General features: G+C 69.3%; 17 protein-coding genes and 1 pseudogene. 12 read left to right on the forward strand and 6 right to left on the reverse strand.

The features are described from left to right. The first annotated feature begins 234 nt into the window (after window positions 1-234). Together ABIC66_RS23500 and ABIC66_RS23505 are read left to right on the forward strand one after the other, a co-directional pair. Window positions 235-621: a tautomerase family protein gene (locus ABIC66_RS23500; RefSeq protein ID WP_354073668.1), complete on the forward strand. Its 387-nt coding sequence runs from the start codon at window positions 235-237 to the stop codon at window positions 619-621. 188 nt (window positions 622-809) lie between these two features. Then, the gene (locus ABIC66_RS23505) at window positions 810-1316 is read left to right on the forward strand and encodes a VOC family protein (RefSeq protein ID WP_354073669.1); all 507 of its coding nucleotides are present in this window, start codon (window positions 810-812) and stop codon (window positions 1314-1316) included. Window positions 1317-1440: 124 nt separating this feature from the next. On the opposite strand, the gene rpoD is transcribed toward ABIC66_RS23505, so the two are convergent. Then, window positions 1441-3393: an RNA polymerase sigma factor RpoD gene (gene rpoD / locus ABIC66_RS23510; protein WP_354073671.1), complete on the reverse strand. Its 1953-nt coding sequence runs from the start codon at window positions 3391-3393 to the stop codon at window positions 1441-1443. A gap of 473 nt (window positions 3394-3866) precedes the next feature. After that, on the reverse strand, window positions 3867-5795 hold the full coding sequence (gene dnaG, locus ABIC66_RS23515; protein WP_354073672.1) for a DNA primase: 1929 nt from the start codon (window positions 5793-5795) through the stop codon (window positions 3867-3869). Between the two features lie 208 nt (window positions 5796-6003). Between dnaG and ABIC66_RS23520 the strand changes: the two genes are divergently transcribed. Further along, window positions 6004-6906: a BON domain-containing protein gene (locus tag ABIC66_RS23520; RefSeq protein WP_354073674.1), complete on the forward strand. Its 903-nt coding sequence runs from the start codon at window positions 6004-6006 to the stop codon at window positions 6904-6906. 40 nt (window positions 6907-6946) lie between these two features. On the opposite strand, the gene ABIC66_RS23525 is transcribed toward ABIC66_RS23520, so the two are convergent. Continuing rightward, complete coding sequence (locus tag ABIC66_RS23525; RefSeq protein WP_354073676.1) at window positions 6947-7540, reverse strand: LysE family translocator; 594 nt, start codon at window positions 7538-7540, stop codon at window positions 6947-6949. Window positions 7541-7769: 229 nt separating this feature from the next. Between ABIC66_RS23525 and ABIC66_RS23530 the strand changes: the two genes are divergently transcribed. The 3 genes from ABIC66_RS23530 (at window position 7770) to ABIC66_RS23540 (ending at window position 12014) form a co-directional block, all read left to right on the forward strand. Then, window positions 7770-9713, forward strand: coding sequence for a M61 family metallopeptidase (locus ABIC66_RS23530; RefSeq protein WP_354073678.1), 1944 nt, complete (start codon window positions 7770-7772; stop codon window positions 9711-9713). 229 nt (window positions 9714-9942) lie between these two features. After that, on the forward strand, window positions 9943-10317 hold the full coding sequence (locus ABIC66_RS23535) for a BlaI/MecI/CopY family transcriptional regulator (RefSeq protein WP_354073680.1): 375 nt from the start codon (window positions 9943-9945) through the stop codon (window positions 10315-10317). Next, window positions 10314-12014 (forward strand): M56 family metallopeptidase, encoded by a 1701-nt coding sequence (locus tag ABIC66_RS23540; RefSeq protein WP_354073681.1) that lies wholly within the window; start codon window positions 10314-10316, stop codon window positions 12012-12014. Before ABIC66_RS23535 ends, ABIC66_RS23540 begins: the two co-directional genes overlap by 4 nt. Here ABIC66_RS23540 and ABIC66_RS23545 read toward each other — a convergent pair. Both ABIC66_RS23545 and ABIC66_RS23550 read right to left on the reverse strand, forming a co-directional pair. Continuing rightward, window positions 12011-12571 carry an alpha/beta fold hydrolase gene (locus tag ABIC66_RS23545; RefSeq protein WP_354073683.1) on the reverse strand — a complete coding sequence of 187 codons (561 nt, stop codon included), beginning with the start codon at window positions 12569-12571 and terminating at the stop codon, window positions 12011-12013. The genes ABIC66_RS23540 and ABIC66_RS23545 overlap by 4 nt on opposite strands. A gap of 3 nt (window positions 12572-12574) precedes the next feature. Further along, the gene (locus tag ABIC66_RS23550; protein ID WP_354073685.1) at window positions 12575-13186 is read right to left on the reverse strand and encodes a dihydrofolate reductase family protein; all 612 of its coding nucleotides are present in this window, start codon (window positions 13184-13186) and stop codon (window positions 12575-12577) included. Between the two features lie 89 nt (window positions 13187-13275). Here ABIC66_RS23550 and ABIC66_RS23555 point away from each other — a divergent pair, with 89 nt between their 5' ends. Then, on the forward strand, window positions 13276-13788 hold the full coding sequence (locus tag ABIC66_RS23555) for a winged helix-turn-helix transcriptional regulator (RefSeq protein ID WP_354073686.1): 513 nt from the start codon (window positions 13276-13278) through the stop codon (window positions 13786-13788). A 113-nt stretch (window positions 13789-13901) separates the two neighbouring features. Then, window positions 13902-16334, forward strand: coding sequence for a glycoside hydrolase family 3 N-terminal domain-containing protein (locus ABIC66_RS23560; protein WP_354073688.1), 2433 nt, complete (start codon window positions 13902-13904; stop codon window positions 16332-16334). Here ABIC66_RS23560 and ABIC66_RS23565 read toward each other — a convergent pair. Continuing rightward, window positions 16331-16458 (reverse strand): annotated as a pseudogene (locus ABIC66_RS23565) (hypothetical protein); the annotation flags it as partial. The gene ABIC66_RS23560 and the pseudogene ABIC66_RS23565 overlap by 4 nt on opposite strands. 41 nt (window positions 16459-16499) lie before the next feature. Here ABIC66_RS23565 and ABIC66_RS23570 point away from each other — a divergent pair. The 4 genes from ABIC66_RS23570 (at window position 16500) to ABIC66_RS23585 (ending at window position 22434) form a co-directional block, all read left to right on the forward strand. Next, on the forward strand, window positions 16500-18422 hold the full coding sequence (locus ABIC66_RS23570) for a sialate O-acetylesterase (RefSeq protein ID WP_354073690.1): 1923 nt from the start codon (window positions 16500-16502) through the stop codon (window positions 18420-18422). A gap of 32 nt (window positions 18423-18454) precedes the next feature. Further along, window positions 18455-21262 carry a glycosyl hydrolase 115 family protein gene (locus ABIC66_RS23575; protein ID WP_354073692.1) on the forward strand — a complete coding sequence of 936 codons (2808 nt, stop codon included), beginning with the start codon at window positions 18455-18457 and terminating at the stop codon, window positions 21260-21262. A 66-nt stretch (window positions 21263-21328) separates the two neighbouring features. Continuing rightward, entirely contained in the window at window positions 21329-21718 is a 390-nt protein-coding gene (locus tag ABIC66_RS23580; protein WP_354073694.1) for a group III truncated hemoglobin, read from the forward strand. Then, window positions 21715-22434, forward strand: a complete 720-nt coding sequence (locus ABIC66_RS23585; RefSeq protein WP_354073696.1) for a 2OG-Fe dioxygenase family protein — start codon at window positions 21715-21717, stop codon at window positions 22432-22434. Before ABIC66_RS23580 ends, ABIC66_RS23585 begins: the two co-directional genes overlap by 4 nt. The last annotated feature ends 27 nt before the right edge of the window (window positions 22435-22461 follow it).

Raw genomic sequence — 22461 nt, forward strand, 5'->3', positions numbered from 1 at the left:
ACCGCAGCGAAGCGGAGAGCCGGGACCCAGGGGCCGTCGCACCGGACTTAGCCCCTGGGTCCCGGACAGCCTCGTTGAGGCTTCCGGGATGACACGGATTTATAGCTTTGAAATCCATGGAAGATCTCGAAACCCTTATTGGGCCGCGCCTGGCCCGTGTTCGTCGGCCCGGTGATTTTCGAGGTCATCGTTCCCACCTAGGGCCTCTGTCCCCGACCGAACGGAGTCCTCCTCATGCCGCTCGTCCGCATTTCGCTGCTCAAGGGCAAGCCGCCCGAATACCTGCGCGCCATCGCCGACGGGGTTCATGCGGCCCTCGTCGAAACCTTCGCCGTGCCGCCGGACGATCGCTTCCAGCTGATCGACCAGCACGAGCCGGGGACCTTCATCTATGATCCCGACTATCTGGGCGTTCACCGCACCGACGACCTGGTGATGGTCCAGATCGCCGCCAGCGCGACGCGGGATACGGCGGCCAAGCAGGCGCTGTACAAGGCGATCGTCGAGCGCCTGACCCGCGATCCGGGCCTGCGCCCCGAGGATGTGATGATCGCCATCATCCCCAACCAGCGCGAGGACTGGTCGTTCGGCCACGGCCTGGCGTCGTACGTGAAGGCCTAGCGACCGCTTTCACCGTTAAATCGGGGTCATGACAATCTTGTAAGTTGTTCCTTACTTCGTCCGCTCGTACATCGCGCGGCCTCGGCGAAGTAACGCCGTTCTTTTTCCAACATGAGCGTACCGGACCTGACGCGCGGCCTCGCCGCGCGCCACGCGACCGGCCGCGTCAGAACAGCAGAGCAAGACCCATGATTCATCACCTGTCCGTCAGCGCCGCCGATCCCAAGGGCGCCGCCGAGTTCTTCGCCGACATCATGAACGGCGTCGTCGTCGACTTTCCGCCCAACCCCGGCAGCTACATGGTGTTCAAGGCCGACGGCCACGGCACCGGCATCGAGATCTATCCGGCCGGCAGCGTCATGATCCCGAACGGCGATCCGGGCGCGGTCTGGGTCCGCCAGCCCGAGGGCGCCGATCGCCGCACTCCGACCCACTTCGCCCTCAGCGTCGAGATGAGCCAGGCCGACGTGCTGGCCCGCGCCGCCGCCAAGGGCTGGGAAGCCTATGTCTGCGACCGCGGCGGCCACTTCCACGTCATCGAGGTGTGGATCGACAACACTTGGCTGGTCGAGGTGCTGCCGCCGGCGTTCGCCGCCGAATATCTGGGCTTCGCCAACGCGGTCTCGGACCTGGCCGACCCGAACATGGCCCTGGAGGACCACAAGCCCCAGGCCAAGACGCTGGAACACGCTTGAGGAAGCGGGGCGCGCTGATCTGCGTGCGCGCCCCTTCGCCCTCTCCCGCAAGGGAAGCGCCCAAACGAAAAACGCCCCGATCTCGCGACCGGGGCGTCTTGTTTTCTGACCGAGGTCCCGACTCTTACGAGTCCAGGAAGCTCCGCAGCTTCCGCGACCGGCTGGGGTGCTTCAGCTTGCGCAGGGCCTTGGCCTCGATCTGGCGGATGCGTTCGCGGGTGACCGAGAACTGCTGGCCGACCTCTTCCAGGGTGTGGTCGGTGTTCATGCCGATGCCGAAACGCATGCGCAGCACGCGCTCCTCGCGCGGCGTCAGCGAGGCCAGCACGCGGGTGGTGGTTTCCCGCAGGTTGGACTGGATGGCCGCGTCGATCGGCAGGACGGCGTTCTTGTCCTCGATGAAGTCGCCCAGGTGGCTGTCTTCCTCGTCGCCGATCGGCGTTTCGAGGCTGATCGGCTCCTTGGCGATCTTCAGAACCTTGCGGACCTTTTCCAGCGGCATGGCCAGCTTTTCGGCCAGCTCTTCCGGGGTCGGCTCGCGGCCGATTTCGTGCAGCATCTGGCGGCTGGTGCGGACGATCTTGTTGATCGTCTCGATCATGTGCACCGGGATGCGGATGGTCCGCGCCTGGTCGGCGATCGAGCGGGTGATCGCCTGGCGGATCCACCAGGTGGCGTAGGTCGAGAACTTGTAGCCGCGGCGATATTCGAACTTATCGACGGCCTTCATCAGGCCGATATTGCCTTCCTGGATCAGGTCCAGGAACTGCAGGCCGCGGTTGGTGTACTTCTTGGCGATCGAGATCACGAGGCGCAGGTTGGCCTCGACCATTTCCTTCTTGGCCTGACGGGCCTCGCGCTCGCCCTTCTGCACGGTCTGGACGATGCGGCGATAATCGTCGATCGGCACGCCGGTCTCGGTGGCCAAGGCGGCGATCTCGCCGCGGATGTCCAGAACCGAGGTCTGGTCGTTCTCGACGAACTTGGTCCAGCGCACGCCCATGCTCTTGACCTGATCGGCCCAGGTCGGGTTCAGCTCCGAGCCGAAATAGGCCTTCAGGAACTCGCCGCGGCTGATGCCGTAGCTGTCGGCCAGGCGCAGCAGGCGGCCTTCCAGGCCGATCAGACGCTTGTTGATCGCATAGAGCTGCTCGACCAGAGCCTCGATGCGGTTGTTGTTCAGCTTCAGCGTCTTCAGGTGCTGAATGATCGTCTGCGACAGGCTTTCATAGGCCTTGCGGTCGGCGTCGCTGAGATCCTCGCCCTTCAGGCGGCTGCCGACCAGCTTGTCCTGCAGCTTGCGGAAGCTCTCGAACTCGCTGGCGATGGCGTCCAGGATGGCCATCACGCCTTCGCGCAGCTCGCCTTCCATGGCGCTGACGGTCGGACCGGCGCCGTCGTCGAAATCGTCCTCGTCCTCGCCTTCGCCCTCGGGCTTGGCTTCGCCGGCTTCCTCGTCGACCGGCTCGGCCGGTTCGGCGTCCTCGGCGGCCGGCTGGGCGGCCACGCCGTTGATGGCGGCGTAGGTGCCTTCCAGGTCGATCACTTCCCGCAGCAGGATGCGGCCGGTGCCCAGTTCCTCGCGCCACACCATGATGGCTTCGAAGGTCAGGGCCGACTCGCAGAGGCCGCGGATCATCGTGTCGCGGCCGGCCTCGATGCGCTTGGCGATGGCGATTTCGCCCTCGCGCGACAGCAGCTCGACCGAACCCATTTCACGCAGATACATGCGCACCGGGTCGTCGGTGCGGTCATAGGCGGCCGGCTTGTCGCTGGCGATGACCGTGGTGTTCTCGTCGCGGGTGGCGACTTCGCCGCCCTCGCCGCCTTCGGCGTCCTCTTCGGCCTCGACGACGTTGACGCCCATTTCGCTGAGCATGGCCAGCGTGTCTTCGATGGCGTCCGGGCTGACTTCCTCGGACGGCAGCACCTTGTTCAGCTCGTCCATCGTGACGTAGCCGCGGGCTTTCGCCTGCTTGATGAACTTCTTTACGCCGGCGTCGGTCAGGTCGAGCAGCGGGCCGTCACCACCGGTGGTTTCGGGCGCTTCCGTCTCGGCCGAGGAATTGTTGCTCATCAAGCTCTCCGAAATCGACGCCACCGTCTTTGCAAGAGCGGCGCCGAAAAAATCCGTTTCGAAAAGGCCTTACCAGCCCGGTCCGCGCTGTGACTCAGCGCACGCCCAGGGATCACGTTCCCGTCAGAACCCGTCCGATCGCACTCCAATCGCCACGTAGGAGCGCTCCGCGGGAAACCCGGCGGAGGCCGTAAGGCGTGAGCGCGGCCTGACGCCGTCCCGGTTCGGGTCGACAACCACTGGGGACCTGGGGCCGCGGCGAGGGTGACATCCTGTTTCGATGAGGGCGCGCGCAACGGCGGCCCGAGCGATGTCAATCAGCTGCTTGGCAAATCCTTGAGTCGGCATGTGGCTTTGGGTGACGCCTGTGTCAAGATCAGATGCGCGGGTTTTGGCGGTTTGGCAGTCTGATATATCCGCTCCCCAACCGATTTCCCCAGCGAACGCCGGGGAAATCGGATTTAAAAACTGCTTCAGTGCAGGACCTGGGAAACCAGGTTGGGATCCGTCCAGCCGCCGCCGTCGATCAGGCGTTTGACCGCGTCGCGTTCGGTCTTCAGGCGCATCAGCGTGTGCGAGTCGCCTTCGTGGGCCAGGTCGGCCTTGGCCTCGTCGACCGCGCGTTCCAGAGCCGTCAGGCGGATCAGCAGGTCGAAGGCCTGGGACCACAGCGAGCGGATCGCCTCGTCCGGGGTCTGAGCCGCGCTCTGGCCCGCGTCGAGCGCCTTCACGTGGGCGGCCGAGCGCTCCAGCGCCGCCAGGGTCGCGTCGTCATAGCCGGCCGAGGCCAGCCGCCCGCGCAGCATCGCGGTTTCGACGTGGTCGGCGTCCATGCGCAGATTGACCAGCTCGTGGGCGATGCCATCCAGGCGCTGGTCGCCGAAGCCCTGGGCCATCAGCACCTCGATCCGGTCGTCGACCACCTTGGGATCGCGGATGGCGGCGATCAGCAGGGCGGCCGAGAACGGGCGCGGGGCCTGCTGCAGCGCCTGGGCCGCCGCGCGCCCCTCGGCTGTCGAACCCTCGATGCGGGGCTTGCCCCAGCGCCGGGGCGTGTTGTCCCACCGCTGCCTGGAGAGCGCCCGGCCCGCGTCGCTGGCGTCGGCCTTGACCCGCCGCGCCGCCCGCATTTCGTCGAGGCGATCCAGCAGCTCTTCCTTGTAGGCGTGGGCCAGGTCCTTGTCGGCGATGGTCGCGGCCAGCGTGCGCAGGCGGACCTTCAGATTGGTGCGCTGCTCGGGCGTGTCGAAGGGCTCGATCTCCTTCTCGCGCTCGAACAGGACCTGGACGAACGGCTTGGTGTCGTTCAGCTGGGCCTTCAGCGCCGCCGGCCCGTGCTCGCGCAGCACGTCGTCAGGATCCTTGCCGCCGACCGGCATCGCGAACCGGAACGAGCGGCCGGGCTTCAAGAGCGGCAGGGCGCGGTCGATCGAGCGGTGAGCGGCGCGTTGGCCGGCCTTGTCGCCGTCGAAGCACAGGGTCGGCTCGGGATGCAGGCGCCACAGGGCCTCCATCTGCTCTTCGGTCAGGGCCGTGCCCATGGCCGCCACGGCCGGCACGCCGGCGCGCTGGCAGGCGATGACGTCCATATAGCCCTCGACCACCACCATCGGCGGTTTGTCGCCGCCGCTCTGGCCGGCGTGCAGGATCTTACGGGCCTCGAACAGGCCGTACAGCACCCGGCTCTTGTGGAAGAGGCTGGTCTCGGGGCCGTTCAGGTACTTGGCGCGCGCCTGCGGATCCATGGCCCGGCCGCCGAACGAGACGACCTTGCCCCGGCTGTCGGTGATCGGGAAGATGATCCGGTCGCGGAACCGGTCATAGGGCGCGCCGCCGTCCTCGGGGGCGATCAGCACGCCGGCGTCGACCAAGTCGCCCGGCTTGGCGCCCTTGGCGATCAGATAGTCCTTCAGCCCGGTGCGGTTGTTCGGCGCGAAGCCGATGTGGAAGCGGCCCCACTCGCTCTCGGGCAGGCCGCGCTTTTCCAGATAGGCGCGGGCGGCCTGGCCGACGGGCCGGCGCAGCTCGCTCTCGAACCAGGCGGCGGCCAGCTCCATCCAGTCGCCGAGCGACGAGCGCTTCTGCTCCTCGCGGGCGGCGCGGGGGTCGACCTCGGGCAAGCTCATGCCCGCCTCGGCCGCCAGTCGCTCGACCGCCTCGGCGAAGGTCAGCCGCTCGGTCTCCTGCAGGAAGCTGATGATGTCGCCGTGCTTGCCGCTCGAGAAGCAGTGATAGAAGCCCTTCTCGTCGTTGACGAAGAACGACGGGCTCTTCTCCTTGGTGAACGGCGATAGCCCGGCATATTCGCGCCCCTGCCGCCGCAGCTTCACCGTCTTGCCGACGACGTCGGAAGGGCGAAGGCGGGACTTCAGTTCTTCGAGGAAGCGGTCGTCGAAACGCATCTAGCTTGGGCGGGCGCCGGAAGTTAACGGCTCACCATATGGGGACGCCCTGCGTCCGTATCGGTCGCCGACCACGTTCCACAGCTTTGTTCACAGGTTTGGAACCTCGAAAGCAAGCTCGGCACTAGGAACATCGACTCCGGCCCGCCCGTTTTGAAAGCCGGGGCGCCTCGACGCGCCCACGCCACAGAACGCACGGAGAAGACCCATGCCCGAGAGCAGATGGAACGATCGCAAAGGCCGCTTCGAGACCGATGCGGAACGCGATTTCGACCGTGACCGCGGCTATGGCTACGACGCCTCGCGCCGTCGCGACCCGGCCTACGACAACGCCTATCGCGGCGAAGGCGGTCCCGAGGCGGCGCCGCCGCGCGGACGGCGCCATGGCGGCGAATTCCTGCGCGCGGCCCAGCAGGGCGGCGACATCGGCTATGGCCGGGTGCGTTCGGGCGCGGACTACGGCGCCGGCGCGACCGGCTATCGCCAGCCGGGCGACTGGGGCCGCGTGGGCGGTCACAGCTTCGGCGGCGCGACCGGCGACTACGGCGCCAGCGGCTATTCCAGCCCGACCGCGGACTATGGCGACGAGCGCTATTTCGACCACCGCGACCGCCAGGGCCGCGACCCGTACGACTACGCCTATGGCGACCCCAGCCGCGACCGCGGCTACCGCGCGTTCGGCCCGCGCCGTCCCCGTCCCGACGTGGACCACGAGGAGCGCACCTGGTTCGCCCGCACGCGCGACGAGGTCGCCTCCTGGATGGGCGACCACGACGCCCAGCACCGCCGCGAGCACGACGCCGTCGTGCGCGGCGAGCATAAGGGGCGCGGCCCCAAGGGCTACCGCCGCTCTGACGAGCGCATCCGCGAAGACGTCAGCGACCGTCTGACCGACGACTCCTGGCTGGACGCCGCCGGCATCGAGGTCTCGGTCTCGAACGCCGACGTCACCCTGACCGGCACGGTCCGCTCGCGCGAGGACAAGAAGCGCGCCGAAGCGCTGGCCGAGAGCGTCTCGGGTGTCGACAATGTGCAGAACAACCTGCGGGTCGACCGTGGGACCGAGGCCGCCGCCGCGTCGCCCATCGTGCCGATGTCGGATCCGCTGTAAGAGGCCAACGGCGATGCTCCCTCGCGGCGCGGGGGAGCATCTAAATGAGCGCCAATCCCGCCGCCGCGAGGATCGCGCCGCCCATGGCTAGGTTCATGGCCCGCTGGCCCTTCGCGCCCAGCCGCACGCGGCCCAGCAGGACGCCCAGGGCCAGCCAGGCCAGGTCGACCGCGACCATCACCAACACGCACAGGCCCCACTTGATCAGCGCGTCGGCGCGCGAGCCCGCCTCGGCCACAGCGAACGACCCGAACAGCGAGACGAAGGCCAGGTAGGCCTTGGGATTGGCCGCGCCGAGCACGAAGCCGCCGACGAAGGTCAGGCTGGCCGAACTGCCCTCGCCGATCGTCCCGTCGCCCACCGGCGCGCTCGCCACGCTCCAGGCCAGCCAAGCCAGATAGGCGACCGAGACGACGGTCAGCGCCAGCCGCAGCATCGGCGCCGCGCCCAGCAGCGAGGCCAGGCCCGCCGCGCTCAGCGCCGCCGCCAGGGCCAGGCCGACCTGCATCCCGGCATAGAGCCGCAAGCCGCTCGCGAAACCCAGCGTGCGCCCCGCCACGATCAGGGCCGCGATCCCGGGACCGGGCGAGCCCAGCAGCGCCGTCGCCGCCAGCACGAACAGGATCGCGCCCATCATTCGCTCCGGTCAACATAAAGATATGCGCATATCTTTATGTTATGTGCGAAACCTCTGTAAACCGGGCATTCCGGTTGCCAAGGCGACGCTTTGTTTCGGCCGGGAAACGAAAGACGGTCCGCGTACCCACGTTCTGCACGCGCGGGCCAACTTGCCCTCGACAAGCAAGGGTTAACGCCACAAACATCCCGACTTCTCGCCGCGGGGAGCACGCCCGCGCGCCGCATTGGGGTGTTTCGTGAAAGCGCTGTTCTTCTCCGTCTCCGTCCTGTCCCTGGCCGCCACGGCGGTTTTGGCGCAAACGCAACCTCTGCCGGAGTCGGCCCCCGCCACCCCGCCGATCGAGGCCCCGCGCGATGTCCCCTATGTCGGCGCGCTGAAGCTGGCCGTCGACGCCACCGACCTGGACCGCAAGATCTGGAACGTCACCACGACCATGCCGGTGGGCAAGGCCGGCGACTTCGTGTTCCTGTATCCGCAATGGGTCCCTGGCGGTCACTCGCCGCGCAACGACCTGGACAAGCTGGCCGGCCTGGTGGTCACGGCCAATGGCAAGCGCATCCCGTGGGTGCGCGACGTGGTCAACGTCAACGCCTTCCACGTCGACGTCCCGGCCGGCGTCAATGAGATCCAGATCAGCTACCAGTTCCTGACCGCCGTCGAGGGCAAGGTCGGCCGCATCGAGGTCACGCCCGAGATGCTGAACCTGCAGTGGCTGCAGGTGACGATGTATCCGGCCGGCTACTACACCCGCCAGATCCCGATCGAGGCCAGCGTCAAGCTGCCGGACGGCTGGAAGCTGGCCACCGCGCTGGAGACCGCCAAGACCGACGGCCAGGTCACGACCTTCAAGCCGACCACGGTCGAGACCCTGGTCGATAGCCCGATCTTCGCCGGCAAGTACTTCAAGTCGATCGACCTGGATCCCACCGGCCCGGCCCCGGTGCGCCTGAACCTGGTCGCCGACCGCCCCGAGAACCTCGAGGCCAAGCCCGAATACATCCAGATCCACAAGGATCTGGTCCAGCAGGCCTACAAGCTGTACGGCGCGCACCACTACGACCACTACGACTTCCTGGTCGCGATGTCGGACAACCTCGGCGGCATCGGCCTAGAGCACCATCGTTCGAGCGAAAACCGCGTCGCGCCGAAGTACTTCACCGAATGGGACAAGAACTTCGTCGGCCGCGACCTGCTCAGCCACGAATACACCCACTCGTGGAACGGCAAGTTCCGCCGCGCCGCCGACCTGTGGACGCCCAATCTGAACGTGCCGATGCGCGACAGCATGATGTGGGTCTATGAGGGCCAGACCCAGTACTGGGGCAATGTCCTGGCCGCCCGCTCGGGCCTCCTGACCAAGCAGCAGGCCCTGGACTCGATCGCCGCCACGGCCGCCACCTACGACAACCGTCGCGGCCGCGACTGGCGCCCGGTGCAGGACACCACCAACGACCCGATCATCGCCAACCGCAAGCCGCTGTCGTGGCTGTCGTGGCAGCGCAGCGAGGACTACTATTCCGAAGGCCTGCTGGTCTGGCTCGACGCCGACACGCTGATCCGCGAGAAGACCGGCGGCAAGAAGTCGCTGGACGACTTCGCCAAGGCCTTCTTCGGCGTCGACAACGGCTCGTACTTGCCGCGCACCTACACCTTCGACGACGTGGTCAGCACGCTGAACGGGGTCTACGCCTATGACTGGGCCAGCTTCCTGAAGACCCGCATCCAGGAGGTCCAGGAGAAGGGCCCGCTGGATGGCCTGACGCGCGGCGGCTACAAGCTGGTCTATACCGACACCCCGACCGAGTTCATGAAGTCGGCCGAGACCAAGGCCAAGAGCACCCCGCTCAGCTACTCGCTGGGCCTGACGGTGGGCTCGGACGGCGCGCTGACCGACGTGCAGTGGGGCGGCCCGGCGTTCAAGGCCGGCCTGACCCAGGGCCTGACCGTCGTGGCCGTCAATGGCGAGGCCTTCGACGGCGACAAGCTGAAGTCGGCCGTCACCGCCGCCGCCAAGCCCGACGGCCAGCTGGTCGAGCTGCTGATCAAGGACGGTTCGCGCTACAGGATGGTCAAGATCGACTATCGCGGCGGCCTGCGCTACCCGCGCCTGGAAAAGGTGGCCGGCGCCGCCGACCGTCTCGGCGACATCCTCACGCCGCGCAAGTAGCGACACGTTCTCGACCTGCGACGATTTGGGAAAGGGCGGGAAGCCGACACATCTGTCATCTTCCCGTCTGTTCAATCCCTCTGAACGCGTACCGAAAAAGGGCCCGCTCCCTCTCCCAGGCGGGCCCTTTTTTACGTCTGGACTCCCGGCCCTCGCATTACGGCGAGTTCACTAGATCCGCTACGCCTGTAGCGCTACACCTGTAGCGTCGACAGCCGCGGAGACCGTCGTGATCGAATCCCTGCCCAGACGCGAACGCGAGGTCTTCGAGGCGCTGTGTCGCCTGGAGGCCAGCACCACCGCCGGCGTCCGCGCCGCCCTGTCCGACCCGCTCAGCGACTCCGCCGTCCGCACCATGCTGGCGCGCCTCGAGGCCAAGGGCCTGGTCGAGCGCGCGGCGGGCCCGGACGGCTTCGTCTACAGCCCCGCCCCGCGGACCGAGACCGTGGCCGCCAGCGCCCTGCGGCGGATGATCGACACCTTCTTCGCCGGCTCGGCCGCCAGCGCGGCCACCGCCCTGCTGGGCCTGGGCCAGCGCTTGACACCCGAGGAGGCCGCCGCCCTCGAACAGGTCATCGACAAGGCCGTGGAGCGCAAGCCATGAGCTGGATCGTCCTCGTCTCGCTGCTGGCCAAGTCCAGCCTGATCGCGGGCGCGGGCCTGCTCTGCGCCCGCCACCTGGCCCAGCGCCCCGCCGACCGCGTGGACATCCTGCGCGCCACCGTCTGCCTGCTGCTGGCCCTGCCGGTCGTCACCACCCTGCTGCCGACGCTGGACCTGGCCCTGCTGCCGGCCATCGCGCCCGATCCGGCGCTTCCGGCGATAGCTCCGGAGGCCTCCGCGGCGATCGCCGCCCCGGACGCGCCGGACATCTCGCTCTGGCGGACGCCGGCCCGCATCGTCGGCGCCCTGTGGCTGCTGGGCGTCATCCTGATCGCCGGACGCCTGGCCCTGGGCCTGCGCACCCTGGACCGCTGGACCCGCGAGGGCGACGCGGTCACCCAGACCGACTGGCTCTCGACCCTGGACCGCCTGGCGCCCGTCGACCGGCCCAACCTGGTTTCCAGCGACCGCCTGGCCGGCCCGCTGAGCTGGGGCGTCTCGCCCGGCCACATCATCGTCGATCCGACCAGCCTGGCCGACGGCCGCACCGCGCCCGCGATCCTGGCCCACGAGCTGGCCCACCTGCGCCGCCACGACTGGGTGTTCCTGGTCCTGTCGCGGCTGGCCCTGGCGCTGTTCTGGTTCAACCCGCTGGTCTGGCGCCTGCAAGCCGCCCTGACCGAACGCTCGGAAGAGGCCGCCGACGCGGCCGCGCTCGAGAGCGTCGACCGCACCCTTTACGCCCGCGCCCTGGTCCGCCTGGCCGCCCATCCCACCGCCCATGCCGCTGGGGGCGTCGCCATCGCCATGGCCGCCGACAGCAAGACGCTGAAGACAAGGATCGCCTGCATCATGACGAACACGTCCGCGCGCCGCCGCCCCCTGACGGTGGCGCTCACCGTCATCGCCCTGGCCGCCGTCGCCACGCCTCTGGCCGCCCTGGCCGTGACCCGCCAGGACTGGGTCGCTCCGCCCGTCCCGCCGACGCCGCCACTGCCGCCGACGCCTCCGGCTCCGCCGCCCGAGCCTCCGGCGCCGCCCGCTCCGCCCACTTTCCGCGCCCCGCCGGCGCCGCCCGCCCCTCCGGCTCCGCCCGCGCCGCCGCGCGCCCAAGGCCACGTCCACATTCACAACAGCTTCCATACGCCCACCGAGGCCGAGCTTCGCGACATCGAGCGGGCCCGCGCTCAGGCCGAGGACGCGCGTCATCGCGGCGACGAAGCGCGCATCCAGGCCGAGGCCGCGCGCCGGGCCGGCGACGAAGCCCGCAGGGACGCCGAACGGGCCAGGATCGAAGGCGAGCGGGCCAGGGCCGAAGGCGACCGGGCTCGCGCCAGGGCCATGATCGATGCCGAGCGCGCCCGCCGCGACGGCGAACGGGCCCGGATCGACGGCGAACGCGCCCGCCAGATCGGCGAGCAGGCCCGTCGCGACGCCCAGCGCCAGATGGTCCAGGCCCGGGCCCAGATGGCCGACGGCGCCGAGCAGATGCGCCTGGGCGCCCGCGAGATGCGCGCCGAGGCCGCCCGCCTGCGCGACCCGGCCTATCGCGCCAAGCAGATCGCCGAGAGCCGCGCGCGCGGCGGGACCGTCACCGACGCCGAACTGCTGGAGGTCGCCGGCCGTCTTCCCGACCAGGCGGACCGCCTCGAGCGTCAAGCCGACCGCCTGGCCGAGCGAGCCCGGGATCCGAGCTAAGGCCGCGCCGCCAGCCCGCGGATGTCGGCCGCCACCTCGGACAGGTCGTCATTGAGCTGGTGGTCGCGGCCCGGCAGGGTTCGCGCCACCGCCCGCGGGATCGCTTTCGCGTAGAGGCCAAGGTGCGCGGGCGGGACATCCGTGTCCTGGTCGCCCTGATAGAGCCGGACGGGCGTTTCCGGAGGCAGCCGCGCCCCGAGGTCCGATCCGGTCGCCATTTCCTCGCTGTCCCAGCCGCCCTCGCCGAAGAACGGCGGCGCGATCAGGAACACGCCGGCCAGCCGCCGCGCGGGCGGGGTCATGGCCAGGCCCAGCGCGATCACCGTCGCGCCGAACGAGTGGCCGACCAGGACGGCGCCGTCATCCAGTTTGGCCAGCGCCTGATGGAACGACGCGACCCAGCGCCCGAAGTCGGGGTCGCCCTCGTCAGGCAGGCGCGGATAGCGGACCTCGTAGCCCGGCCCCAGTTCGCGCCTGAGGCTGTCGACCAGCTTGCTGTCCCAGTCGTCATACGTCCCTTCGCCAGCGCCTTGGAGGAAGAGAACCTGCGTGGCCATGGACTAGACCTTTCGCAGCGTCATGTGGGCGGCGCGCGACGAGGGGGCGTAGTCGGTCATCGCATAGCCCAGCGCCGGCAAGTCCAGGCCCGCCAGCAGCGGCTCGCCCGAGCCCAGCAGGATCGGCGCGACCACCAGGTGCATCTCGTCGATCAGGCCCGCCGTCAGGTACTGGCGCACGGTCGAAGCGCCGCCGCCGATCCCGACGTCCTGGTCGCCCGCCGCCGCCTTGGCCCGCGCCAGCGCCGCCACGGCGCCCTCGGTGACGAAGTGGAAGCTGTTGCCGCCTTCCATCTCGAACGACGGCCGCGCGTGATGGGTCAGGACGAAGACCGGCGTGTGGTACGGCGGGTTCGGACCCCACCAGCCCTTCCAGTCGAAGTCGGGCCAGTCGCCCCGCACCGGGCCGAACATGTTGCGGCCCATCACCCAGGCCCCGATCCCGTCCATGATCGCGTCGGCGAAGCGCTTGTCGACGGGATCCATGTCCGGCGCGAACGCCCATCGATGCAGGTCCTCCCCGCCGACGCCCAGCGGATCGTCCAAGGACTGATCAGGGCCGGCCGCGAAGCCGTCCAGGGAGATGCTGAAGTTACGAACGCGAACCTTGCCCATGATAGCCTCCAAAACCGGTTGCATATTGAAAGTGGTTGCATCCTGCACATCTGATTGTATTCTGCAACCGGTTTTTGCGAGGACGTGGTTTGCCCCCCCACCAGAAGGCTGACGACCAAAGATCGGGTTGTCCGATCAATCTGACCCTGGAGGCGTTGGGCGATCGGTGGAGCCTGATCGTCATCCGCGACATCATGTTCGGGAACCGGCGCCACTTCCGCGAACTGATGGCCGGGTCGCAGGAAGGCATCGCCTCGAACATCCTGGCCAGCCGCCTGAAGGCGCTGGTGGAGAACGGCCTGCTGTCCAAGGCCGAGGATCCCAGCCACAAGCAGAAGCTCACCTATAGTCTCACCGAAAAGGCCATCCAGCTGGTGCCGATGCTGGCGGTGATGGGGGCCTGGGGCCGCCGCTACATGCCGGTCACCCGCGAACTGGCCGTTCGCGCCGAGTTGCTGGAAGACGGCGGCCCGGAACTCTGGTCGCGGCTGATGGACGAGCTGCGGGTCCAGCACCTGGGCGCGCCGCCGCCGCCCGAAGGCCTGACCGTCTTCCGCCAGTTGCGCGAGGCCTACGAGGCCGCCTGCGCGCAAGAGAAATGAGACCGGTACCATTTCGATCTTGAGTGGTCTGACAACTGCCCTCATAGTGCCTGGCAATGGCGGCCCCTGAGAGCCGCCCCACGCCATCGCGCCGCCTCGGGGAAGACACCAGGATGACCACCACCCTCACCCGCCGCCTGTTCGGCGCGAGCCTCGCCGCCCTCTCCACGAGCGTGGCGGCGTCCGCCTTGCCCGGCGTTTCCATGGCCGCCGACAAGAAGCCCAAGAGCTCGGGCGACAAGCCGCTCTACAAGGATCCGACCCAGCCGATCGACGCCCGCGTCCAGGACCTGCTGGGCCGCATGACGCTGGAGGAAAAGGCCGCCCAGCTGATCGGCATCTGGCTGACCAAGGCCAAGATCCACGGCCCGGACGGCGAGTTCTCGGCCGAGGAAGCCAGCAAGAACTTCCCCAACGGCCTGGGCCAGATCTCGCGTCCGACCGACCGCAAGGGCCTGAAGCCCGCCGCCGTGGTCGACGCCGCCGCCGGCGCCGACGACGGCGCGATCGGCCGCAACGCCAAGGAGACGGCGCGCTACACCAACGCCGCCCAGAAGTGGGCCGTCGAGAAGACCCGCCTGGGCATCCCGCTCTTGATGCACGACGAGGCCCTGCACGGCTATGTCGCCCGCGACGCCACCAGCTTCCCGCAGGCCATCGCCCTGGCCTCGACCTTCGATCCGGAACTGGCCGAGAAGATCTTCAGCGTGGCCGCCCGCGAAATGCGCGCCCGCGGCTCGAACATGGCCCTGGCCCCGGTGGTCGACGTGGCCCGCGACCCGCGCTGGGGCCGCATCGAGGAGACCTACGGCGAGGACCCGCACCTCTGCGCCGAGATGGGCCTGGCCGCCATCCGCGGCTTCCAGGGCGCGACCCTGCCGCTGGCCAAGGACAAGGTGTTCGCCACCCTCAAGCACATGACCGGCCACGGCCAGCCCGAGAACGGCACCAATGTCGGCCCGGCCCAGATCGCCGAACGCACCCTGCGCGAGAACTTCTTCCCGCCGTTCGAGCGCGCGGTGAAGGAGCTGCCGGTGCGGGCGGTCATGCCGTCGTACAACGAGATCGACGGCGTGCCCTCGCACGCCAACCGCTGGCTGCTGACCAAGATCCTGCGCGAGGAGTGGGGCTACAAGGGCTCGGTCCAGAGCGACTATTTCGCGATCAAGGAGCTGATCGCCCGCCACAAGCTGACCAGCGACCTGGGCGACACGGCCGTGATGGCCCTGCACGCCGGCGTCGATGTGGAGCTGCCCGACGGCGAGGCCTACGCCCTGATCCCCGAGCTGGTGAAGGCCGGGCGCATCCCGCAATTCGAGGTCGACGCCGCCGTCGCCCGGGTGCTGGAGATGAAGTTCCAGGGCGGCCTGTTCGAGAACCCCTACTGCGACGAGAAGACGGCCGACGCCAAGACCTCGACCCCGGACGCCGTCGCCCTGGCCCGCGAGGCCGCCCGCAAGGCCGTGGTGCTGCTGAAGAACGACAAGGGCCTGCTGCCGCTGGACGGCAGGAAGATCAAGCGCCTGGCCCTGCTAGGGACCCACGCCAAGGACACCCCGATCGGCGGCTATTCCGACACCCCGCGCCACGTCGTGTCGCTGCACGAGGGTCTCTCCGCCGAGGCCAGGGCCCAGGGCTTCCAGCTGGACTACGCCGAGGCCGTGCGGATCACCGAAAAGCGCATCTGGGCCGCCGACGAGGTCAAGCTGGTCGACCCGGCCGTCAACGCCAAGCTGATCGCCGAAGCCGTCGAGGTCGCCAAGCAGGCCGACGTGGTGGTCATGGTGCTAGGTGACAACGAGCAGACCAGCCGCGAGGCCTGGGCCGACAATCACCTGGGCGACCGCGAAAGCCTCGACCTGATCGGCCAGCAGAACGATCTGGCGAAAGCGATCTTCGACCTGGGCAAGCCCACGGTCGTCTTCCTGCTGAACGGTCGCCCGCTGTCGGTGAACCTGCTGGCCCAGCGCGCCGACGCCCTGATCGAGGGCTGGTACCTGGGCCAGGAGACCGGCAACGCCGCCGCCGACATCCTGTTCGGCCGCGCCAATCCGGGCGGCAAGCTGCCGGTCAGCATCGCCCGCGACGTCGGCCAGCTGCCGATCTTCTACAACCGCAAGCCCACGGCTCGCCGAGGCTATCTGCTGGGCGACACCAGCCCGCTCTACCCGTTCGGCTTTGGCCTGTCGTACACGAGCTTCGACATCTCGGCCCCGCGCCTGGCCAAGGCCAAGATCGGCCAGGGCGAGAGCACCAAGGTCGAGATCGACGTCACCAACACCGGCAAGGTCGCCGGCGACGAGGTCGTCCAGCTCTACATCCACGACGAGGCCGCCTCGGTCACCCGTCCGGTGCTGGAGCTGAAGCATTTCAAGCGGGTGACCCTGGCGCCCGGCGCCAAGACGACGGTGACGTTCGAGATCAAGCCGTCGGACCTGTGGATGTGGAACCTGGAGATGAAGCGCGTGGTCGAGCCGGGCGACTTCTCGATCCTGGTCGGCCCGAACTCAGTGGACCTGAAGAAGGCGACGCTGACGGTGGCTTAGATCAAAAATATCGTGTCATCCCGGACGGCCCATGGGGCCGATCCGGGACCCAGGGGCCGGCGCAGTGCGGTTGCCCTGGGTCCCGGCTCTCCGCTTCGCTTCGGCCGGGATGACACGATAATTTTCAAGATAGAGCCGCGTAGGCGGCCGAAGGGAGCACACCCCATGCGCCGCGCCTTACCCGTCCTGCTGGCCGCCGCCCTGGCCGGTCCGGCCGCCGCCCAGCCCCTGCTGAATGGCCTGTTCGCCGACCACGCCGTGGTTCAGCGCGATCGGCCCCTGCCGGTGTTCGGCACCGCCAAGCCCGGCGAGACCGTCACCGCCAGCTTCGCCGGCAAGACCCTGGCCGCCCAGGCCGGCCCGGACGGCGCGTGGCGGGTCGACTTCCCGGCCACGCCGGCCGGCGGCCCCTACGCGATCACCGCGACCACCGCCTCGGAGACGAAAACCGCCAGCGACGTGCTGGTCGGCGACGTCTGGCTGTGTTCGGGCCAGTCGAACATGGAGATGCAGGTCGCCGCCGCCGGCGACGCCTGGAACCAGATCAACAACGGCGCGGCCAACGACACGATCCGCATGGCGACGATCGAGAAGGCCGACGCCCGCTCGCCCGCCGCCGACTTCAAGAAGCCGCCGGTCTGGAAACCGACCAACAAGGACACGGTCGGGTCGTTCTCGGCCGCCTGCTTCTACTTCGCCCGCGAGCTGCAGAAGACGCGGCAGGTCCCGATGGGCCTGGTCCACGCCTCGTGGGGCGGGTCGGGTGTCGAGGCCTGGATGACGCCCAAGGCCCTGCGCGAGGTCGGCGGTTACGACGTCGCCATCGAGACCGTGAACCTTTCCCTGAAGGATCCCGTCGCCGCCAACCGCCTGTGGGGCGAAACGCTGAAGAGCTGGTGGGGCGGTCGCCACGCGGGCGAGAGCCCGACGGCGCCCTGGACCGGCGCCGGCGACTGGACTCCCGCTCCCGAGGGCCTGGGCGTCTGGGAGCGCTGGGGCGTTCCGGCCCTGGCCGCGTTCAACGGCGTCGTCTGGTTCAAGACCGAGGTCTCCCTGACCAAGGCGCAGGCCAGGCAGACCGCGACGCTGGGCGTCGGCCAGGTCGACGAGATGGACACCACCTATGTCGACGGCGTCGGCGTCGGGGCGACCTCGGGCGCGTGGGTCGACCGGACCTATCCGCTGGCCGCCGGAACGCTGAAGCCGGGCAAGAACACCATCGTCGTGGCCGCCTACGACACCTGGGCCAATGGCGGGATGTACGGCGATCCGGCCAAGCGCGTCCTGATCCTGGCCGACGGGACGCGGCTGCCGCTGACCGCCTGGTCCTATCGCATCGAGCCAAAGACCGGCGCCGAGCCGCCCCGCGCCCCGTGGGACACCCTGGCCGGGGTCTCGACCCTCTACAACGGCATGCTGGCGCCGATGGGCCCCTACGCCTTCGCCGGACTGGCCTGGTACCAGGGCGAGACCAATGTCGGCCGCGACCAGACCTACGCCCCGCTGCTGCGGGCGTTCATGGCCGAACGCCGCGAAGGCCAGGCGGCCGACATGCCGGCCCTGGTCGTGCAGCTCGCCAACTACGGCGACTTCGACACCACGCCCGGCGCCAAGGCCGCCACCGCCGCCCTGCGCGACGCCCAGCGGCGGGCCGTGGCCGCCGACGGCCACGCGGGTCTCGCGGTCACCCACGACATCGGCGATCCGTCCGACATCCACCCGGCCAACAAGCAGGAGGTCGGCCGCCGCCTGGCCCTGGCCGCCCGCCGTCTGGCCGGCGAGGCCGTGACTACCGGGCCCGAGGTCACCTCGGCCAAGCGGGTCGGCGACACGGTCGTGGTGAGCTTCGCCCAGGTCGGCGGCGGCGGCTTGGTCGCGCGCGGCTCGGATCGGGTGATCGGCTTCCAGCTGTGCGATGCGAGCTGCCGCTGGGCCGATGGCCGGATCGAGGGGAACACGGTGGTGCTGAGCGGCGTGGGGACCTCCATGGCCGCCAAGGTCCGCTTCGCCTGGGCCGACAGCCCGACCTTCAACCTGTTCGACGCGACGGGCCTGCCGGCGGGGCCGTTCGAGATCGAGGTGCGGTGATGCCTTTCCATTCCGGAGAGCGGGGTTGGGGAATGGGCGTTCTCACCGTCCTGGCCCTCGCCGCCGCGCTCGTCACCACCACCCCGACCCATGCCGCCGAGCCCGCCGCGGTCACCCTGGCCCCCGCCGCCGACGCCTTTCCGCTGATCGCCGGCGGCAGGCCCGCGCGGGTCGAGTACGATCCGATGGACTTCCCCGGCGCGATCCGCGCCATCCAGGGCCTGCGGGGCGACCTCGCCACGCTCTCGGGCGGTGCGCCGGCCAAGGACGCGCCGGTCGTGATCATCGGCACCCTCGGCAAAAGCGCCGCCATCGACGCCCTAGTCGCCTCGGGCAAGCTGGACGTCTCCAAGGTCCGGGGTCAGTGGGAGGGTTTCGTCCAGCAGGTGGTCGACAATCCGCGGCCCGGCGTCGCCCGCGCCCTGGTCATCGCCGGGGCCGACAAGCGCGGCACGATCTTCGGAGCCTACGACCTGTCCGAACGGGCGGGCGTCTCGCCCTGGACCTGGTGGGCCGACGTCCCCGTCCCCAAGCGCGCCGAGGTCTTCGTCGCCCCCGGTACGAACGTCCAGAAGCCGGCGGTCAAGTATCGCGGCATCTTCCTGAACGACGAGGACCCGGCCCTGGGCGGCTGGGCGCGCGCCAAGTTCGGCGGGCTGAACCACGCCTTCTACGAGCGGGTGTTCGAGCTGATCCTGCGGCTAAAGGGCGACTTCCTGTGGCCGGCCATGTGGGGCAAGTCGATCTATGACGACGATCCCCTGAGCGCGCCGCTGGCCGACGAGATGGGCGTGGTGCTGGGGACCTCGCACCACGAGCCGATGAGCCGCGCTCACGTCGAGTGGGAACGCTACGGCCAGGGGCCGTGGGACTACAGCAAGAACCCGGAAAAGCTCCGCGACTTCTGGCGCGAGGGCGTCACGCGGATGGGGTCGAAGGAGAGCCTGGTCACGGTCGGCATGCGCGGCGACGGCGACGAGCCCATGACCCAGGGCACGGCCACCAAGCTGCTGGAGACCATCGTGGCCGACCAGCGCGCGATCATCGCCGACGTCACCGGCAAGCCGGCGTCGCGGACGCCGCAGGTCTGGGCGCTCTACAAGGAGGTCCAGGACTATTACGACGCCGGCATGCGGGTTCCGGACGACGTCACCCTGCTGTTCGCGGACGACAACTGGGGCGACATCCGGCGGCTTCCGGAGCCGGGCAAGACCCGGGCCGGTGGTTACGGCGTCTACTACCACTTCGACTATGTGGGCGGGCCCCGGAACTACAAGTGGCTGAACACCAACCAGATCGAGCGCACCTGGGAGCAGATGAAGCTGGCCGCCGACTACGGCGCCGACCGGCTGTGGATCGTCAATGTCGGCGACCTGAAGCCCATGGAGCTGCCGATCGAGTTCTTCCTGGACTACGCCTGGAATCCGGCCGCCCTGCCGGTCGAGAAGCTGCCGGCCTACACCACCGGCTGGGCGGCCCAGCAGTTCGGGCCCGAGCGGGCGGGCGAGATCGCGGCGCTGCTGGACGGCTACACCAAGCTCAACAGCCGGCGTAAACCCGAGCTGCTGTCGCCCGACACCTTCAGCCTGGCCAATTTCCGCGAGGCCGAGCGGGTCGAGGCCGCGTGGGCCGACCTGGAGACCCGCGCCGACGCCGTCCGCGCCGCGATCCCCAAGGACCAGGACAGCGCCTTCTTCCAGCTGGTCTGGTTCCCGGTGAAGGCCAGCGCCAACCTCAACCGCCTCTACATCGCCGCCGCCCGCAACCGGCTCTACGCCAGCCAGGGTCGGATCGCGGCCAACGCCCAGGCGGCGCTCGTCCAGACCCTGTTCGACCGCGACGCCGAGCTGACCCGGCAGCACGACGCTATCAACGGCGGCAAGTGGCTGCACATGATGGACCAGACCCATATCGGCTACACGATCTGGCAGCAGCCGGACCGCGACATCATGCCGAAGACCCAGACCGTGACCCCGACGGCGGGCTGGGGCCTCGCGCTGGAAGGCGGCGGCGAGACCTTGTCGCCGCTGGTCCGCTGGGGCGCGGATCGCCGCTGGATCGACGCCTTCGCCAAGGGGGCGCCGATCGACGTCAAGGCCTCGGCGGATGTCCCGTGGCTGACCGTGACGAAGGGCCCGGCCGACGCCTCCGGCGATGCGCGCCTCGAGGTCGCCGTCGACTGGGCCAAGGCGCCGAAGGGCGATCACGTCGGCAAGCTGACGATCGCCGCCGGCGGCGAGACGAAGACGGTCTCCGTCCCGATCTCGAACCCCGCTCGCAAGCCCGCCAAGGGCGCGTTCGTCGAGGCTGGCGGCCTGACCGCGATCGAGGCCGAGCATCATGCGGCCGCGACGGGCGGCCAGGGCGTGGTCTGGAAGACCATCCCGAACCTGGGCCGCGCGCTGTCGGGCGTGACCAGCTATCCCTCGACCGCGCCAAGCTCGAAACCAGGTCCCAACACACGCCTTGGGGGCGCGCCGTCGTTGGACTACCTGGTGGATTTCGAGAGGGCCGGTCCCATCGACCTGACCGTCCTCGTCGCCCCGACCCTGGACTTCCGGGGCGGCCAGGGCCTGGCCTACGCCGTCTCGATCGACGACGGCGCGCCGGTGGTGGTCAACAGCCAGCCGGACGTCTCGAACAAGGCTTGGGAAAAGGCGGTCGCCGACAATGTCCGCGCGACCACGACCCGTCTGGAGATCCCCTCGGCCGGCCCGCACCGCGTGCGGCTGTGGCGGGTGGATCCGGGCGTGGTCTTCGAGCGCCTGGTGCTGTCGCGGGGCCCCGTCCCTGCCAGCTATCTCGGCCCGCCGGAGAGCGTGCGGGCGCCACTTAAGTAAGAATTCGAAGTGAAGTTTGATCCGCGTGGGGTTCAGTCGCGGGCCTGAAGGACCCATGTTCCGGCCATGGCCGTCCCACCACCCCTGTTCACCGACGCGGAGATCGACCTGCTGGTCGAGACCTTCTACGCCCGCGTCCGCCGGCACCACCGCCTAGGCCCGATCTTCGAGACGGCCGTCGGCCCCGACGGCTGGCCGCATCATCTGGCGACCTTGAAGGACTTCTGGTCGTCGGTGCTGAACACCACCGGCCGCTACAAGGGCCAGCCGATGGTCGTCCACCAGGGCGTCGAGGGCCTGACCGAGGGTCTGTTCACCCCCTGGCTGAACCTGTTCCACCAGACCTGCGTCGAGCTGTTCGACGCCCCGCGCGCCGCCCTCGTCGGCCAGAAGGCCGAACGCATCGCCGCCAGCCTGAAGCTGGGCCTGTTCTTCAAGCCCGGAGCGGTGGCTTGAGCGCGCCGAGGGACGCCCTGGCCGACCAGGGCTTCGTCCGCTTCGACGCCGTCGAGACCCGCGGCCTGCTGGGCCCGGCCGCCGCCGACTGGGCCAGCTTCGCCGACAGCTGGAACGACCTGGGGCTGGACACCTTCATGGCCGATGGCGGCCGCTATCGCCGGCGGCGGTTCGCCGCGTTCGCCGCCTCGCCCGGACGCATCGACCGCAAGCCGCACCAGCCGCACTGGCAGAGCCGCGACTACAACCCGCTGAACGGCGGCGTGCAGCGCTGGTTCGAGCCCGTCACCGACACGATCGCCGACCATCCGGTGACGCAAGGGATCATCCGCGCCGGCTTGGATCTCTTTCACGCCATCACTTCGCTGCCGCCGGCCGCCTGGCACGTGGAGCTGCACCAGTTCCGCATCGAGGCGCGCGTGGGCGAAGAGGGCCAGCCCACGCCCGAGGGCGCGCACCGCGACGGCGTCGACTGGGTGATTGTCATGCTGGTGGACCGCCGCAACGTCGACAGCGGGGTCACCGACATCTTCGCCCCGGACGGGACCAGCCTGGGCTCGTTCACCCTGACCGCGCCGGGCGACGCGGTGTTCCTGGACGACCATCGCGTGCTGCACGGCGTGACGCCGATCCGGCCGCTGGATCCGGCCCAGCCCGCCTTGCGCGACGTGCTGGTGGTGACCTACCGGCGTGAGGAACACGCGCCCGTAGGCTGAGCGCACGCGCCGGTTGCTGCGACCGTT

The organism is Caulobacter sp. 1776, assembly GCF_040545685.1.
GTDB lineage: Bacteria > Pseudomonadota > Alphaproteobacteria > Caulobacterales > Caulobacteraceae > Caulobacter.

Coding starts and splice junctions, on each gene's coding strand:
- dnaG (WP_354073672.1), bottom strand. CDS start 5,795: ATGCGTTTCGACGACCGCTTCCTCGAAGAACTGAAGTCCCGCCTTCGC.
- ABIC66_RS23520 (WP_354073674.1), top strand. CDS start 6,004: ATGCCCGAGAGCAGATGGAACGATCGCAAAGGCCGCTTCGAGACCGAT.
- ABIC66_RS23525 (WP_354073676.1), bottom strand. CDS start 7,540: ATGGGCGCGATCCTGTTCGTGCTGGCGGCGACGGCGCTGCTGGGCTCG.
- ABIC66_RS23575 (WP_354073692.1), top strand. CDS start 18,455: ATGGGCGTTCTCACCGTCCTGGCCCTCGCCGCCGCGCTCGTCACCACC.
- ABIC66_RS23570 (WP_354073690.1), top strand. CDS start 16,500: ATGCGCCGCGCCTTACCCGTCCTGCTGGCCGCCGCCCTGGCCGGTCCG.
- ABIC66_RS23550 (WP_354073685.1), bottom strand. CDS start 13,186: ATGGGCAAGGTTCGCGTTCGTAACTTCAGCATCTCCCTGGACGGCTTC.
- rpoD (WP_354073671.1), bottom strand. CDS start 3,393: ATGAGCAACAATTCCTCGGCCGAGACGGAAGCGCCCGAAACCACCGGT.
- ABIC66_RS23560 (WP_354073688.1), top strand. CDS start 13,902: ATGACCACCACCCTCACCCGCCGCCTGTTCGGCGCGAGCCTCGCCGCC.
- ABIC66_RS23545 (WP_354073683.1), bottom strand. CDS start 12,571: ATGGCCACGCAGGTTCTCTTCCTCCAAGGCGCTGGCGAAGGGACGTAT.
- ABIC66_RS23500 (WP_354073668.1), top strand. CDS start 235: ATGCCGCTCGTCCGCATTTCGCTGCTCAAGGGCAAGCCGCCCGAATAC.
- ABIC66_RS23580 (WP_354073694.1), top strand. CDS start 21,329: ATGGCCGTCCCACCACCCCTGTTCACCGACGCGGAGATCGACCTGCTG.
- ABIC66_RS23505 (WP_354073669.1), top strand. CDS start 810: ATGATTCATCACCTGTCCGTCAGCGCCGCCGATCCCAAGGGCGCCGCC.
- ABIC66_RS23540 (WP_354073681.1), top strand. CDS start 10,314: ATGAGCTGGATCGTCCTCGTCTCGCTGCTGGCCAAGTCCAGCCTGATC.